Origin of the sequence: Pasteurella skyensis, from assembly GCF_013377295.1 — a bacterium.
GTDB lineage: Bacteria > Pseudomonadota > Gammaproteobacteria > Enterobacterales > Pasteurellaceae > Phocoenobacter > Phocoenobacter skyensis.
Genome location: NZ_CP016180.1, coordinates 1,506,522 through 1,522,582, shown reverse-complemented (window position 1 = coordinate 1,522,582; position 16,061 = coordinate 1,506,522). Strand labels below are relative to the sequence as shown.

The window sequence follows — 16,061 nt, the reverse complement described above, 5'->3', positions numbered from 1 at the left end:
AAAAGTTATTAAAATACCTTGATCGTTTAACTATTTATTGTTAGAGTTCTGCCGTTTGATAAAAATTTAGGAGATTTTATTTATGGAATATATTCATCAATTTTTTGATGTGATTAACGATTTAACTTGGGGTTGGGCATTAATTCCAATGTTAATTGTATTTGGTTTACTCTTCACTACTGTAGGCGGTTTCGCTCAATTTAGATATTTTGGGCGTATGTTTAATGTATTTAGATCTGAAAAAGATAGTCACGATCCAGATGCAGTAAGCTCACGTCAGGCATTGTTAGTTTCTATCGGTGGTCGTGTTGGTGGTGGTAATATTGCAGGTGTTGCAGTTGCTATCAGTTTAGGTGGACCGGGTGCCGTATTTTGGATGTGGGTTGTTGCTCTGATTGGAATGATGACCAGTATTGTTGAATGTTCTTTAGCACAACTTTATAAACGCAAAGAAGCTGATGGTACATACCGTGGAGGCCCTGCTCATTATATTTTACACGGTTTGGGTAAAGATTATCGTTGGTTAGCGGTGATTTATGCTATTGCGTTAACACTTTCTTTCTCTATTGGTTTTAATGCTTTCCAAGGTAATACCGTTGCAGGTGCTGCATTAGACAGTTTAGGTATTGATCGTCTTTATACGGGTATCTTCTTAGTTGTATTTGGTGGATTGGTTATTTTTGGTGGAATTAAACGTATTGCGAAAGCCGCAGATATTATTGTGCCATTAATGTCAGTGATTTATCTTCTACTTGCTATTGTTGTGATTGTAATGAATATCACAGAAGTACCAGCACTAATTGTCAGCGTAGTAAAAAATGCCTTTGGTATTGATTCTGTTGTTGGCGGTGGAATGGGTGTAGCGATTGCACAAGGTATGCGTCGTGGTTTATTCTCCAATGAAGCAGGTTTAGGTTCAGCGCCAAATGTGGCAGCAACCGCTCAAGCGAATCACCCTGTGAGTCAAGGTATTTCACAAGCTCTGTCAGTATTTATTGATACCATTCTTATTTGTAGTGCGACAGCCTTTATTGTGTTATTAGGCGATGTATATCAACCGGGTGTTGAAATTGATGGTGTGGTATTAACACAACAATCATTAGTGGGTCACTTTGGTAACTGGGTAAGCTATTTATTAACATTCTCAATTTTATTATTTTCATTTAGTTCAATTATCTATAACTACTATATGGGTGAAAATGGTGTGAGTTTCCTTGCGGGAGATAAAGCTAAAGTACCTGTATTTATTTTACGTTTAGCCGTAATTGGGGTGTTATTTTTAGGTGCAGTTTCTCCAGATGCAGTATCAGTGTTCTTCTTCTCTGATCCATTAATGGGCGTTCTTGCTTTAACGAACTTATTGGCGCTGATTATGCTTTTCCCTCGAGCGGTAAAATTATTGAAAGATTACAGATGTCAATTAGATGCAGGTATTGAAGAACCTGTCTTTGATGCTCAGCAATATGAACGTTTAGATATTGATTTAACGGCGTGGAAAGACTTAGATGATAAAAAAATTGTGATTAAATAATCATTCTTTTACGTAATAAAACCAACCCAATTGTTCAAGAATAGAATGATTGGGTTTTTTTATTGTTAAATTGAAGCGGTCACATTTAACCTAAAATTTGCAAAATTGGCATAGTAGACAAAATAGTTGGTAAAAAATGGGTTAAAGCTTTATATTACTGTGCTTTAGCCCACTTTTTTGAAAATGAATAAAAAACTTGTCCTTTTTGTCATAAAACGAATATTCACAAATATGGTACCCAAAATAATGTTCAACGTTATAAATGCTCTATTTGTAATAAAACTTTTACCTTCAAAAAATCCTTAAATTCAAGCCAAATTTGGCTAGATTACACAGAAGGTAAACAAACCTATAAGCAACTAGCAATTAAATATAATTGCTCTGTTAGAACTATTCAAAGATATGTTTTAAAAGCCCCTAAAACGCCATTAAATATCCCACAAAATAATAAATTGAACTTAATGATGGATACCACTTTCTTTGGTCGAAATTTTGGTGTTCTCGTTTTTATGGACACTTTATCAAAGAAGGTAATTTATCATCAAATTGTGACAACAGAAAAAAATCTTTATTATCTATTAGCAATGAATAAATTAAGAGAAAAAGGCTATATTATTCAATCTATTACTTGTGATGGAAGACGAGGATTATTAAGAGATTTTTTAAATACGCCTGCACAACTTTGCCAATTTCATCAAATAGCAAATGTAATAAGGAAATTAACAAGGAACCCTAAATCTGAAGCGGGAAAAGAGCTAAAAATATTAGTTAAAACATTAAAAAATAGCTCTAAAAACGAGTTCTATATTAATTTACATTATTGGTATTTAAAACATAAAGAATATTTAAATGAACGCTCCGATAAAATAAATGAAAAGGGTAAATATCCTTTTAAACATCGTAATATAAGAAATGCTTACAGGAGCTTAAAATATAATATGGATTATTTATTTACTTTTGAAAAATATCCTGAATTAAATATAGAAAAAACAACAAATAGGCTTGAAAGTTTATTTGGAGAACTTAAACGAAAACTATCTAATCATAATGGTTTAACCAAATACCATAAGATTATGTTTATAAAAGATTTTCTAAATAAAAGGAGTTGGTAATTATTTATAAAATAATAAAAACCAACTCATTTGTCTACTATGGGCATAGCTCCTCAAAATTACCAACTATTTTGTCTACTATGCCCAAAATTTATCATCCGATAGATTTTTTATACCAATAACAACAGACACTTTTTCCCCTTGTGATAAGGGTTTATTAATTTGAGCGGTTTCAATGCAAAGCATTTTTTGATAGCCCAGAGAGGTCATTCCATTGGTTGCTTTATGCCACGGATTCCAAAACACAATATTATTGGCTTGGATATGGTGAATGTCAATTCGACGTTGATAAACAGGATCTGTAATGGTATTAACTACCGGCGCTGTAATCTCATAAATACAGTCAATATTTTCTGAAACCTGACGAGGAGAGGCGACCTCTTCTTGCTGTTGAGTCAGTGAGTTAAAGCAAGTGGTTGGTAATCCTGTTACGCTTACCGAGTTAATATCTCCAATATTAAAATAGCTATGTAATGCAACTTGTGCTGTTTCTTGTCCATAATGGATAAAATCGAGCTGACACTGCTCAGTAAAGTGCATTACCATTTTTGCTTCAATAATTTCATTATCAGAAAAGAGAGAAAATTCTAAACTGATTTTTTTATCACTAATTTTATAATCACTTAATTGCCATAAAGAAATCCGTGCATAGCCGTGAGAAGGTGTATGTTTTCCTCCAAACCAAGGATAGCATATTGGAACGCCTCCTCGAATAGCGCTACCTAACTTAAAGGATTCTATTTCACTGAGCCAAAAGATATCATTATCGGCATTCAGAGGTTGCCAACTTAATAAATGTGCGCCTTGTAATGAAATGAGCGCTTTGCCTACTTTATGTTTTAAAACAATAATAGGAATTTCATTACATTGTTGTAAACTCAGTTCAGGTGTAATTTGTTTAATAAAATGCAGTTTGCCATTTAACATATTGAGGTTCCTTTTTAGTATTTGAGCAGACAATCCATTCTACTATGAAATGGTTAGAGAGAGAATAGATCTTAAAATGTGTAAATTTTTGTTGAAATGTGACCGCTTGATTTGTTTTTGTCTTATAAAATAACAGCGAGTACTAAAATTTTAGAATGCCTTATTTTCAAGGGGGTTAGAATATGATATATTTCACCATTGTTTATGGTATTCTCATTTTCATTTGCAAATGAGAATGGTAGATAGTATTATAATTCATAATGGCAAAACAAGATGTAGATTGTATCACGTTAGACCTTTTTGCTTCGGCACCAAAAGTGGGGCGTCCCCGTAGTAATCCATTAACTCGAGAGCAGCAAATTAGGATAAATAAACGTAATCAATTAAAAAGAGATCGTTCCAGTGGTTTAAAACGAGTAGAACTAAAGTTACATTCTGACCTTATTTCTGCTTTGGAAGATGTTGCTAACCAACGGAATATTACTCGTGGTCAGTTAATTCAACAAATTTTAGATGATCATATTAATAAACAACTTATAGATAAAAAGTAGGGAATACAATGGCAGTTGTTGGTTTATTTTATGGAAGTGATACAGGTAATACGGAAGCTGTATCAAAAATGATTCAAAATCAATTAGGAGCAAACCTTATTGATGTTCGTGATATTGCGAAAAGTACCAAAGAAGATATAGAAGCGTATGATTTCTTATTAATAGGAATCCCAACTTGGTATTACGGTGAGTCTCAAGCGGATTGGGATGACTTTATGCCAACGTTAAGAGAAATTGATTTTTCGGGCAAAATCATTGCTATTTTTGGTTGTGGAGATCAAGAAGATTATGCCGAATATTTCTGTGATGCGATGGGTACGGTTCGTGATGTTATAGAAGAAAACGGTGGAATTATTGTAGGGCATTGGTCTACTGAAGGTTATCATTTTGAAGTTTCTCAAGCACTCGTTGATGATAATACTTTTGTGGGGCTGTGTATTGATGAAGATCGTCAACCTGAATTAACCGAACAACGTGTGCAACAATGGTGTCAACAATTAAATGATGAAATGTGTCTTTCGTCATTAGGTTAATAGCTAGGGATTGGCTATTATAAGTTAGCTATAAAGTAAGGAGAATAAAATGTCGGAACAATCTGAACAAAATAAAGAGCTACTGAAAAAAGTAGGATTGAAAGTTACAGAGCCTCGATTAACTATTCTTGCATTAATGCAAAATACTCGTGAGCAAATGCAACATGTTTCTGCTGAAGATATTTATAAGCTTTTGTTAGAACATAAGTCAGAAGTTGGTTTAGCTACCGTATATCGTGTTTTAAATCAATTCGAAGAAGTGGGTATTTTGACTCGCCATACTTTCGATGCTAATAAGGCCGTATTTGAATTAAATTATAATCATCAACACGATCACATTATTTGTAAAGATTGTGGAAAAGTGTTTGAATTTAAAGATGATGAAATTGAGCGTCGTCAAAGAGAAATTAGTCAAAAACACGGAATTGAGCTTGAAAAGCACAGTCTTTATCTTTATGGAACGTGTAACGATTTGTCACATTGTGATAATAAAGAAAAGTAATAGTTTTAGTCTTTTAGTACTAAATTATTTAAATGTAAGCGGTGAGATTTTGCAAAAATTTTGTAGAATCGTACCGCTTCTATCGTTTTAATTCGGTATATATTTATGTCAGAAAAACTGGATACCTCTTCACAGATTGAGGAGGCAAAAATACGCTCTCCTCGTAAAATATCTCCTTTTTGGTTACTGCCTCTTGTTGCTTTTATGATAGGCGTATTACTCTTTTTTCAAATTCTAAAAGAAAGAGGCGAAATCATCACTATCCATTTTGCTGATGGAGCAGGTATTACCGCAGGGAAAACCCCGATTCGTTATCAAGGATTACAAATTGGTAAAGTCAACCGAGTCAATTTTTCAGAAGATTTTAAAAGTGTCGTTGTTACTGCAGAAATTAATGCTGAGGCAACGTCGGTATTGCGTGAAGACACTAAATTTTGGTTAATTCAGCCTTCTGTGTCTTTAGCTGGTGTATCTGGATTAGATTCTCTTGTATCAGGAAATTATATTACGTTATTACCCGGTGAGGGGGAAAGTGCTGACGAGTTTATAGCAGAAACAGACCCGCCAGTAGCTCCTGTGACAGACGGTGATTTATTAGTTAAGTTAATTGCAAATGATCTAGGGGCTATCTCCATTGGCGCAAGTGTTTATTTTAAAAAAGTACCCGTGGGAAATGTATTAAGTTACCGTTTTACTAAAGATCAGCAACAAGTCGAAATTGATGTAGTTATCAATCAAAAATATGCTCATTTAGTGAAAAAAAATAGTCACTTTTGGAACGTAAGTGGCATAAATGCTGAATTGAATTTATCGGGATTGTCTGTTTCTGTTGATAGTTTACAATCCCTTGTACAAGGCGCTATTGCTTTTGATTCTCCAGCAAATGCAGAAAGCGCATTACAGAATCAAAGTTACACACTTTATAAAAATTTAAAAGCCACCAATAGAGGGATTGCTATAGAGGTAGTCTTACCCAAGAATTCTGCGATTCAAAAAGAGAGTACATCAGTATTTTATAAAAATACTAAAATTGGGATCTTATCTGACATTCAGGCTAATGATGAAGCTACGGAGACGGTAACAGGAACATTGTTATTTAACCCTAATTATGCCCACTTATTGCGCACTGGTACGGTGATTGTATTAAAAGAGCCTCAGCTGAGTTTAAACAAAGTGCAATTAAGTAAACTGAATGAATTAGTGAGAGGTCAGTTTTTCGATGTTGTTAAAGTGGGCGAGGGAGAGCCAACCGAAGAACTTGTTGTACAAAAAGAAGCAGATTATTTACTGAATCAACCTAATGTTTTAGGTTTAACCTTTACTTCTCCAGAATCTTACGGTGTGGATAGAGGGCAGGGAATTTATTACAACGATGTGCAAATTGGTGAAATTGTTGAGCGTAAGGTAAATTTAGATAATGTGACTTTTAGCGCAATGATTTATGCAGATTATCACCACTTAATTGCAGAAAATAGTCAATTTTTTTCGATTTCTCGCTTTGCTGTATCAGCAGGTCTTGATGGCATCAATATTAAATCAGCATCACCCACAGAGTGGTTGAAGGGCGGAGTAAGACTGCTGGCAACTGAACCTCAGGGTAAAGCAAAAAAAGTTTATCCGTTATATCAAAATAAAGAAAATGCACAGCAAGGCATTTTGAGTAATGAAAAAGATGTTTCAACAGTGTTATCTGCAACACGGTTATCTGGTATAGATAAAGGATCTGTTGTGCTTTATCGTGATTTTCAAGTGGGGGAAGTATTAAAAGTCACACCTAAAAAAGATCATTTTGAAGTATCATTATTTATTGAACCTCAATATCGTGATTTATTAACCCCTAAAAATCGCTTTTGGATAGAGCCTGCGACGGCGGTTAAGGTCTCTACACAAGGGATCAATATTAACGCAGCACCATTAATGCGAAGTTTAAAAGGTGCGATCAGTTTTGATAATAATGGTTATAAGCAGAGTGGTAAGCTGTATCCTGATTATGATAAAGCCTCGACACACTATTCTTCAATTACCTTAATTGCAAAAGATGCTTCTAAGCTAAGTGAAGGAATGCCGATTAAATATATGGGGCTGGCTATTGGTTATGTGGATAAACTTATATTAGAAAATGCAAAAAAACGTATTAAAGTGACCGCTTCAATTAAGCAGCAATATTATAAAATAGTGGCTCGTAGCGGTAGTGTGTTTAATGCGATTTCTCCTGAAGTGAATAGCTCTGGGTTTAAGCATTTAGAGGCTGTACTGCAAAATTATATTAATGTGGAAGCTGGAACAGGTAAACGTAAGAGATGGTTTACTTTACAAGAAACGGATACAAGTTTTAGTACTTATGCTCAGGGCTTTCCAATAGTGTTAGAAACAAGTGATGCAAGTGGATTGGGTGTAGATACACCGATATTTTTCCGTGGTTTGCAAGTGGGGATAGTTCAACATTTAACATTAAGTGAATTAAGTGATAGAGTATTCTTACACTTACGCATTAATCACAAATATCGTCATTTAATTCGTAAAAATACTCAATTTTGGAAATCATCAGGTTATACAATGAGTATGGGATTAAATGGTGCAACAATCAGTTCAGGTACAATGCAACAACTGATGAATGGTGGTATTTCATTTGCAACGCCATCAGGTAAAATAGTGAGAGCGAAAGCGAAGTCTAATCAGCATTTTATCCTCCAGAGTAATGTTCCCAAAGGAGCGACGGAGTGGAATCAAGGTGCTTATTAACCCTAGATGAATCTTTATTGGTATAATAATAAGCGGTAAGATGAACCCAAAAATTTACAAATTTTTATCATCATCATACCGCTATAAAAGGAAGTAAAATGATTAATCGTTTATTTGAATGGTTTGAATCTCGAATTGAGCCTTATCCTCAAAATGAGCCTAAAACACCCAAATCAGGTTTAATTCCTTTTATTTTTGATGCGACCAAAGGAATGTGGCTTTACATTATTTTGATGATGATGATGACCGCAGGTATTGGTGTGACAGAAGGGTTACTTTTTCAATTTATTGGTGATCTTGTTGATTGGGTCAGCACTCTCTCTCCTTCCCAATTATGGCAAACTAAAAAAGCCACCATTTTCTTTATGTTATCAATTGTATTTTTAGGCTTTTTATTTACTTTCTTTAATGCCAGTTTACGTTTCCAAACCCTACAGGGCGTGTTTCCAATGCGATTGCGTTGGAATTTTCACCGTTTAATGCTTGGGCAAAGTATGGGTTTTTATCAAGATGAATTTGCAGGACGAGTTTCTGCCAAAGTAATGCAAACGGCATTGGCGGTACGTGATGTGGTTGTCACATTATCTGGAGTGATTGTACAAATTACCGTTTATTTGATTACTTCAAGTGTTATTTTAATTCAGTTTGATGGTTGGTTATTACTTCCTTTTGGTATTTGGCTGATTGGATTATTTTTTATTATGCGAAATTTTATTCCCAAATTAGGGAAAGCCTCTCAAGATCAATCTGATGCCCGTAGTTTAATGACAGGACGTATTACTGATGCATATGCCAATATTGCGACAGTAAAACTGTTTTCACACGCCAAAAGAGAATCCAAATATGTGAAAGCATCAATGGAAGAGTTTATGGTGACTGTACACAACCAAATGCGTTTAGTCACTTCTATTGAAGGGTTGCATTATATTAATAGTATGTCGTTAGTGGTTTTTACCGCTACAATGGGTTTAACCCTTTGGTATAATGGGCTAGTGAGTGCAGGTGCTATTGCAACGGCTACGGCATTGGCATTGCGTATTAAAGGCTTATCACAGTGGATTATGTGGGAAGCCGCTCGGCTATTTGAAAATTTGGGTACAGTACAAGATGGAATGAATACGTTATCCAAGCCACATCTGATTAAAGATAAAATGAATGCAACAACACTTAATATGGTTAAGGGAGATATTGCCTTTGAACATATTGACTTTGCTTATGATAATAATCACTACTTGCTCAAAGATTTTAATTTACATATTAAAGCAGGAGAAAAAGTCGGTTTAATTGGGCGTAGTGGTGCAGGTAAGTCAACACTCACTAGCTTATTATTACGTTTTTATGATGTACAAAATGGGTGTATTAAAATTGATGGGCAGAATATTTATGATGTCACTCAAGAGAGTTTACGCTCACAGATAGGATTAGTCACTCAGGATACCTCATTGCTACACCGCTCAGTAAAAGATAATTTACTTTATGGACGACCAAATGCAACAGAACAAGAGATACAAAAAGCAGTAGAAAAAGCGGCGGCCACTGAATTTATTCAATCCCTTAGAGATATAAAAGGAAGAACAGGTTATAATGCTCACGTGGGAGAGCGAGGTGTTAAATTGTCGGGTGGACAACGTCAACGTATTGCCATTGCAAGAGTGATGTTAAAAGATGCACCTATTTTATTACTTGATGAAGCTACCAGTGCTTTAGATTCTGAAGTGGAAGCGGCAATTCAAGAAAACTTGGCAGAATTAATGGAAGGTAAAACCGTGTTAGCTATAGCACATCGATTATCAACGATTATGATGATGGATCGCTTAATTGTTATTGATCAAGGTGAAATTATCGAACAGGGTACGCACGACGAGCTTTTAGCCAAAAATGGCATATATACAAAACTTTGGACACATCAAAGTGGTGGATTTTTAGTTTGATAACTAAATTGGAATATACTCAAAAAGAGTAGTGTTAAATTTTGAAATGAGAGCAAGAAAAATGTTTAATCAATTCAATGAACGAGCAACCAACGTTTATGTTAAAACAATAGATAAATTTTATCAAAAAACTCAACATCTTAAGCAAGAACAGTCTGGTGTTACTGCGATAGAATATGGGCTAGTGGCAGTATTCTTGACTATTTTTATTATTGTGGTATTTACCAGTGATGATAGATTTACGCATCAATTACAATTAAGATTTGCAACACTCGCATCATACTTTGCCAATTTTCAATTTCCTAATTAATCGCTCTGTTATTGAGGACAAAAAGACCGCTAGTATTGCTACAAGCGGTCACATTTAGGTGATTTTTTGCAGAAAGCAACTATTTTTACAGGCATAGTAGACAAAATAGTTGGTAATTTTGAGGAGCTATGCCCATAGTAGACAAATGAGTTGGTTTTTATTATTTTATAAATAATTACCAACTCCTTTTATTTAGAAAATCTTTTATAAACATAATCTTATGGTATTTGGTTAAACCATTATGATTAGATAGTTTTCGTTTAAGTTCTCCAAATAAACTTTCAAGCCTATTTGTTGTTTTTTCTATATTTAATTCAGGATATTTTTCAAAAGTAAATAAATAATCCATATTATATTTTAAGCTCCTGTAAGCACTTCTTATATTACGATGTTTAAAAGGATATTTACCCTTTTCATTTATTTTATCGGAGCGTTCATTTAAATATTCTTTATGTTTTAAATACCAATAATGTAAATTAATATAGAACTCGTTTTTAGAGCTATTTTTTAATGTTTTAACTAATATTTTTAGCTCTTTTCCCGCTTCAGATTTAGGGTTCCTTGTTAATTTCCTTATTACATTTGCTATTTGATGAAATTGGCAAAGTTGTGCAGGCGTATTTAAAAAATCTCTTAATAATCCTCGTCTTCCATCACAAGTAATAGATTGAATAATATAGCCTTTTTCTCTTAATTTATTCATTGCTAATAGATAATAAAGATTTTTTTCTGTTGTCACAATTTGATGATAAATTACCTTCTTTGATAAAGTGTCCATAAAAACGAGAACACCAAAATTTCGACCAAAGAAAGTGGTATCCATCATTAAGTTCAATTTATTATTTTGTGGGATATTTAATGGCGTTTTAGGGGCTTTTAAAACATATCTTTGAATAGTTCTAACAGAGCAATTATATTTAATTGCTAGTTGCTTATAGGTTTGTTTACCTTCTGTGTAATCTAGCCAAATTTGGCTTGAATTTAAGGATTTTTTGAAGGTAAAAGTTTTATTACAAATAGAGCATTTATAACGTTGAACATTATTTTGGGTACCATATTTGTGAATATTCGTTTTATGACAAAAAGGACAAGTTTTTTATTCATTTTCAAAAAAGTGGGCTAAAGCACAGTAATATAAAGCTTTAACCCATTTTTTACCAACTATTTTGTCTACTATGCCTTTTTACACTTGTATTGGTGTGATAAAAATTAATTTGCTTTTGTTTCTTTCTTATCGTTGTGGTTGATATTTTTCCAAAACAGTGCTTCTTCTTTATCTAATTTTTCCAATAAAGGTTCGTAACGTTTATCGGTCAGCATTTTCATAAATGCGACTAAAGCATCTACTTTTCTGTCAGTTAATTTTTTAGCAGCAAGATCTTCCCTATCAATGGTTTCAGGAACTTCTGTTTCTCCCCAAGGTTTACCTGTTTCTGGGTTGATAATGCGCTTAGGATTATTGAAAGTATCATAAAACTCAACCACCGTTCTTAAGTGTTTAAAGACACCGTTATGCATATAAGGTGCGGTTACTGCCACGTTTCGTAACGTAGGTGTTTTAAATCGTCCTTTAAGAGCCTTTAAATTAGGTTGATCTTTTATCTTCTCATTTCCTGCGAGTCCTTTATCAATATAATCTTCTCCTAATTTATTTAATGCTATTAGCTCAAGGTTTTTAGGCACGCCAATATTACGATATTGGAAATTGGTAAAGGTCTCTTTTTTTGCGCCTTCAGGAAATAATTTATGGCAATTGGCACAGCTAACATTATCATTTGAGAAGAAAAGTGTCATACCTAAATCTTCTAAGACAGTTAATTCATATTCGTCTTTGAGATAACGGTCATATTTAGAATCAAAAGGACTAAATTCTTTACTTTTTTCAAAGGCTTCTATGGCATCGGTCATTGCTGTATAAGCCTGTTCATTATTTTCAAAAATATCGTCACCATAGGATTTTTTAAACATTTTTTGATAAAAAGCATTCTTTTTAAGGCGATCAATCACCGCTTTTTTATTTGGCATATTCATTTCAACAGGATTTAGAGGAGGTCCTCCTGCTTGTTCTGCAAGGGTATCAGCACGCCCATCCAAAAATTGTCCCCCAACCCACTCTTGTTGTTTTTCATCAAAATGAAAAGGTGGAGAGAAGGCAGCATAGCTTGCAGTAGGAACGTTACGATCCCCCCTTGAATGACCATCATCACCTAAAGCAACAACCCTACCATTATCAGGACGTTCATCCACAAAACCTTGAGTTGGAGAGTGACAAACAGCACAAGATAAGGTGCCATTTTGAGACAGAGCTTTATCAAAATAGAGCATTTTTCCTAGTATTATTTTTTCTAATGCTGCTTTGTCTTTTTTAATGGCAATTTGTTTTTCATCTGCTGTTGCATAGGTAGAATGCAATGCAATTGACATAAAAGCCAATGTAGTAAAAAACATATATTTTGTATTGCGTAATGATGGATTATTTTTTATTGATTTTTTCATCACGTTTTCTCCTTATCTTTAAAATATCTATAAAAGGTTGTAGTAACAAGCCTCCTAGCGTTTTATAAGGTTTTGCCATCTGAGTGGGAAAACCATATTTTTCAGGTTTTTTTACACTAGAGGCAGTTTGCCACGAACCAAAAATGAAATCCCAAATACCTAAGTATCCCCCATAGTTCTTGTTAGAAAATTCTGCGGTATGGTGTAGTTGATGTTGTGCTGGCGAGATAAAAAATTTTTCTATAAAAGAGGGATAGTAAAAATAAATATGTGAATGTCGAAGATTAGCCCCTAACAGTAGAAACAGGAAAATAAAAGCATTACTGCCAATGATAGTCCAGATACCGAGTTGTGAACCAAATAACCATAAACAAATTCCTGTGACCAGCCCTGTTGAAAGGGAATAACGTAATCCAAAAAGAAAATTTTCTACAGGGTGAACACGATAAAAAGAGAGTGGATTTAATACCTCACAGCTGTGATGTACTTTATGGAAAGCCCATAAAAATGGAACAGTATGTAGCCAACGGTGTAGCCAATAACGAGTAAAATCACTCACAATAAAGAGACTAAAAGAATAAATGGCAATCACAACAGGTTTAGGGAAATGAAAAGTCCACATCATATCTGGTTTGATATAAATTAAAACTTTTAACACCCACAATGCAATGACTTTTGCCGAAATGAGTAGAGGAGCGAGTATAAACATCTTAATCAATGTATTTAAAATAAAATAAATATAATCAAGAATGGCACTTGGGTGTAACCAATAAGTTTTGAGGTTTTGCTTTTTGAAAATGAGTTGTCCACGAGCAAAATAAACAAAAATCCCATAGATACAGGCAAGGCAGAGTGAACTGACTAAGTAAAGCCAGTACACTCTTTGGCTAGGGTTTAAAAAATAATCTTGAATAATTGTCATTTTGCTATTCCAATATGATTACAAAAATTAAAGATTAATCTCCATCTGCTTCTAAGATTTTGCCTTCTACAGGTAGCTGGCTTAAGATTGTCGTGTAATACGTAAAATGTAAGTGTGCTAAATCTAGCATAATTGGTTTGATTTTTTCTGCATCAAAGTCTTTCAATTGATTTAATCCATTTAATATCTGTGTAAGTTGATTATTGGCTTCTTGCGCTGCTTTTTCTAGTTTTCTTGCTTTGAGTAAAGTGGCAAAGTTAGCATAAGGCTGTTGCCCAATTAAGGACAGTTGTGCCTGTATAATGGCTTTGCCTGCTTCTATACTTAAACCGCTTAATGGGTATTCTCCTCGCATTGGATCAGGATTATGTTTGTATTTACTGGTTAATCCAGCAGGATCTCCTAATCGCCAATCTTTAAGTTTAAAGGATTGAGCAGTTAAACGATTAATTATCATTCCAATACTATTATTTGCATCTGCCACAAAATCTTGTTTATGTGTTGTATAAAACGCATCGATTTCATTAAAGTAATCACACATTGAAGAAACAATTTCTTTGGTAAATTGATAACGTCGATCTGACCATTGTCCTTTAGTATATAAAACAGCCTCTAATGCAGAGAATGTTTTATAGGCGTTTTTAAACAGGGCAATATTGGCAGGTTGCTCTTGCTTTAAGGTGCGTAACACAGACTCAGGGATATTCTCATTACCCAAATGAAAAACATCTAAATAAACGGGAATATCCTGCATATCAGAATCCATATCAGGTGCAATATAATTGGTTTCCACCTTTTTCCAATTTAATACCAAATTTTTAAAATCTTGTTGATAAAGTGTTTGATCTTTATTATTTTCAAGATCACTTAAGAAACGCTGACAAGATTGCTTCGCTTGTTGTGAATCTTTTAAAATCACATTTTCATAAATAGAGCTTAAAATAGTTTTTTCTTGTTGATTCTCAACAGTATTATTTGCATAGCAAATCACTGAAAGACTACACAATAGAATACTAATACTTTGTTTCCAATAATTTTTCATTATAAATTCTCCAAAAATTTAATTAACTCTTCTCGTTGTGCTTTTGGTAACGCTTTAAAAGCCTCTTTTGCTTGTTGTGCTTCACCACTATGCCATAATACCGCTTGAGTCACACTGGTTGCTCGACCATCGTGGAGTAGACTTAACTTACCTCGTAATTTAATACCGAGACCCCATAACGGAGCCGTTCGCCATTCAGAACCTGCTACATTAAATTCATTTCTTTTATCTGCTAATCCTTCTCCCATATCGTGTACTAAAAAATCGCTAAAAGGAGAAAAATCTATGCCTGATGGTGTTGTCCAATTTTCCTTATGGCAAGCAATGCAGTTTAAGGATTTAAAAATATCATATCCTTTTTTATATTTTTCTTTTTGGCGTTTTTTAGGCGCTTTTAAGTGTCCAACATAAAACGCAATACCTTTAAGGCGTAAGTCTGGCAAATCTAATGAGCCTTCTGGGGAAGGTAATCCAACAGGTGCATTTAAACACTCAACTTGTGTTGGAGTGCAGGTTTCTTTAGGAAAAAATCGATTAATTAATCCCATATCGTGAATGGCGGCATCTGCGGTTTGCATTGCTAACGTAGCAGTTTGTGCTTTTAAGCTAAAGCGACCTACCATTTTTTTATGTGAATAAGGGTGATAAACCCAATTGACACGACCAGAAATACCATCATTATTGAGATCGTCAGGATCTGCATTTGCAAGAATTTGTTCATCTGTTAGAGCTTCAACTAATCCAAGCCCTGCTAACATTGGTGACATTCTTAAGCTAATATGTGTTTGCGGAGCCAAAGCACCATAATTTAACTCATCAAGTGAAGGAATCGGTTTTTTTAATATGACCTTTGTACCATCCGCTAAAATTTCTGTTGTATATTCAAAATCTACTTTAGGAGTGGCTTCAAATAGAGCGCCCGAATTACCATTAATGGAAATCTGACCACCATAGACAGGATCGGTATATTGAGCAGCGTAGGTTTCACCAAAATGATAAGGCTTAGATAGATCCACGAGTTTAAAAGTCAGAGCACGATTAATATGACCCTCTTTATCTTTAATACGTCCAAAACGACGAGAGTCGTGGCAACTGGCACAAGTATTCGCACTAAAAAGTGGGCCTAGACCGTCTCTGGCTGTTGTAGCACTCGGAGCTGCAACCCAAGGCACTTTAAAAAAAGATCGACCGATAGTAAATAGATCTTGTTCATCATAATCCATACCAGAGATACCTCTATTTAAAGGAAATCGGTTACGTTGCTCACTGGTTTCAAACCAACGATTAGGATTTTTTTCTTTTGTCTGTTTTGTAGATGGTTTTAACAATTCAGGATCAATATCAGTATTATCAGCAAAACTAACAGAAATTAAACCAAAACTTAAACTAATAATTAAAAATAAAGAATTCAAATACATATATAGCTCATTACATCATAAAATAAAGTCTAAAAATAAATTAT

General features: G+C 34.2%; 12 protein-coding genes and 2 pseudogenes. 8 read left to right on the top strand and 6 right to left on the bottom strand.

The genetic code is table 11. From position 1 onward, the window contains the following. The first annotated feature begins 82 nt into the window (after positions 1-82). Both A6B44_RS07235 and A6B44_RS07230 read left to right on the top strand, forming a co-directional pair. Positions 83-1,531: an alanine/glycine:cation symporter family protein gene (locus A6B44_RS07235; protein WP_090922898.1), complete on the top strand. Its 1,449-nt coding sequence runs from the start codon at positions 83-85 to the stop codon at positions 1,529-1,531. 206 nt (positions 1,532-1,737) lie between these two features. Continuing rightward, a pseudogene (locus tag A6B44_RS07230) lies at positions 1,738-2,643 on the top strand (IS256 family transposase, variant Zn-binding type); the annotation flags it as partial. A 78-nt stretch (positions 2,644-2,721) separates the two neighbouring features. Here the strand turns inward: A6B44_RS07230 and A6B44_RS07225 are convergent. Continuing rightward, positions 2,722-3,570 carry a D-hexose-6-phosphate mutarotase gene (locus A6B44_RS07225; protein WP_090923501.1) on the bottom strand — a complete coding sequence of 283 codons (849 nt, stop codon included), beginning with the start codon at positions 3,568-3,570 and terminating at the stop codon, positions 2,722-2,724. Between the two features lie 260 nt (positions 3,571-3,830). Between A6B44_RS07225 and ybfE the strand changes: the two genes are divergently transcribed. The 6 genes from ybfE (at position 3,831) to A6B44_RS07195 (ending at position 10,139) form a co-directional block, all read left to right on the top strand. Next, positions 3,831-4,121 carry a LexA regulated protein gene (gene ybfE / locus A6B44_RS07220; protein ID WP_090923503.1) on the top strand — a complete coding sequence of 97 codons (291 nt, stop codon included), beginning with the start codon at positions 3,831-3,833 and terminating at the stop codon, positions 4,119-4,121. Between the two features lie 8 nt (positions 4,122-4,129). Then, positions 4,130-4,654 (top strand): flavodoxin FldA, encoded by a 525-nt coding sequence (fldA, locus tag A6B44_RS07215; protein WP_090923507.1) that lies wholly within the window; start codon positions 4,130-4,132, stop codon positions 4,652-4,654. A gap of 49 nt (positions 4,655-4,703) precedes the next feature. Next, positions 4,704-5,156 carry a ferric iron uptake transcriptional regulator gene (fur, locus tag A6B44_RS07210; protein ID WP_090923509.1) on the top strand — a complete coding sequence of 151 codons (453 nt, stop codon included), beginning with the start codon at positions 4,704-4,706 and terminating at the stop codon, positions 5,154-5,156. A 105-nt stretch (positions 5,157-5,261) separates the two neighbouring features. Then, on the top strand, positions 5,262-7,898 hold the full coding sequence (locus A6B44_RS07205; protein ID WP_090923511.1) for an MlaD family protein: 2,637 nt from the start codon (positions 5,262-5,264) through the stop codon (positions 7,896-7,898). A gap of 98 nt (positions 7,899-7,996) precedes the next feature. Then, positions 7,997-9,829 (top strand): ABC transporter ATP-binding protein, encoded by a 1,833-nt coding sequence (locus A6B44_RS07200; RefSeq protein ID WP_090923513.1) that lies wholly within the window; start codon positions 7,997-7,999, stop codon positions 9,827-9,829. Positions 9,830-9,890: 61 nt separating this feature from the next. Then, the gene (locus tag A6B44_RS07195; RefSeq protein ID WP_090923515.1) at positions 9,891-10,139 is read left to right on the top strand and encodes a Flp family type IVb pilin; all 249 of its coding nucleotides are present in this window, start codon (positions 9,891-9,893) and stop codon (positions 10,137-10,139) included. Between the two features lie 175 nt (positions 10,140-10,314). On the opposite strand, the pseudogene A6B44_RS07190 reads toward A6B44_RS07195, so the two are convergent. From A6B44_RS07190 to A6B44_RS07170, 5 genes and pseudogenes are all read right to left on the bottom strand, one after another. Then, positions 10,315-11,220: pseudogene (locus A6B44_RS07190) on the bottom strand (IS256 family transposase, variant Zn-binding type); the annotation flags it as partial. 128 nt (positions 11,221-11,348) lie between these two features. Beyond that, positions 11,349-12,635, bottom strand: coding sequence for a cytochrome-c peroxidase (locus tag A6B44_RS07185; protein WP_246253102.1), 1,287 nt, complete (start codon positions 12,633-12,635; stop codon positions 11,349-11,351). Next, a complete protein-coding gene (locus A6B44_RS07180) occupies positions 12,613-13,557 on the bottom strand; it encodes a sterol desaturase family protein (RefSeq protein WP_090923437.1) in 945 nt (314 codons plus the stop codon). Before A6B44_RS07180 ends, A6B44_RS07185 begins: the two co-directional genes overlap by 23 nt. Before the next feature lie 34 nt (positions 13,558-13,591). Further along, positions 13,592-14,599, bottom strand: coding sequence for an imelysin family protein (locus tag A6B44_RS07175; RefSeq protein ID WP_090923438.1), 1,008 nt, complete (start codon positions 14,597-14,599; stop codon positions 13,592-13,594). Beyond that, positions 14,599-16,017 carry a di-heme oxidoredictase family protein gene (locus A6B44_RS07170; RefSeq protein ID WP_090923439.1) on the bottom strand — a complete coding sequence of 473 codons (1,419 nt, stop codon included), beginning with the start codon at positions 16,015-16,017 and terminating at the stop codon, positions 14,599-14,601. The genes A6B44_RS07175 and A6B44_RS07170 overlap by 1 nt, the downstream gene beginning before the upstream one ends. Between the last annotated feature and the right edge of the window lie 44 nt (positions 16,018-16,061).

Excerpts from the sequence above, each read along its gene's own strand:
- A6B44_RS07235 (WP_090922898.1), top strand. The coding sequence starts at position 83 with ATGGAATATATTCATCAATTTTTTGATGTGATTAACGATTTAACTTGG.
- A6B44_RS07225 (WP_090923501.1), bottom strand. The coding sequence starts at position 3,570 with ATGTTAAATGGCAAACTGCATTTTATTAAACAAATTACACCTGAACTG.
- ybfE (WP_090923503.1), top strand. The coding sequence starts at position 3,831 with ATGGCAAAACAAGATGTAGATTGTATCACGTTAGACCTTTTTGCTTCG.
- fldA (WP_090923507.1), top strand. The coding sequence starts at position 4,130 with ATGGCAGTTGTTGGTTTATTTTATGGAAGTGATACAGGTAATACGGAA.
- fur (WP_090923509.1), top strand. The coding sequence starts at position 4,704 with ATGTCGGAACAATCTGAACAAAATAAAGAGCTACTGAAAAAAGTAGGA.
- A6B44_RS07205 (WP_090923511.1), top strand. The coding sequence starts at position 5,262 with ATGTCAGAAAAACTGGATACCTCTTCACAGATTGAGGAGGCAAAAATA.
- A6B44_RS07200 (WP_090923513.1), top strand. The coding sequence starts at position 7,997 with ATGATTAATCGTTTATTTGAATGGTTTGAATCTCGAATTGAGCCTTAT.
- A6B44_RS07195 (WP_090923515.1), top strand. The coding sequence starts at position 9,891 with ATGTTTAATCAATTCAATGAACGAGCAACCAACGTTTATGTTAAAACA.
- A6B44_RS07185 (WP_246253102.1), bottom strand. The coding sequence starts at position 12,635 with ATGAAAAAATCAATAAAAAATAATCCATCATTACGCAATACAAAATAT.
- A6B44_RS07180 (WP_090923437.1), bottom strand. The coding sequence starts at position 13,557 with ATGACAATTATTCAAGATTATTTTTTAAACCCTAGCCAAAGAGTGTAC.
- A6B44_RS07175 (WP_090923438.1), bottom strand. The coding sequence starts at position 14,599 with ATGAAAAATTATTGGAAACAAAGTATTAGTATTCTATTGTGTAGTCTT.
- A6B44_RS07170 (WP_090923439.1), bottom strand. The coding sequence starts at position 16,017 with ATGTATTTGAATTCTTTATTTTTAATTATTAGTTTAAGTTTTGGTTTA.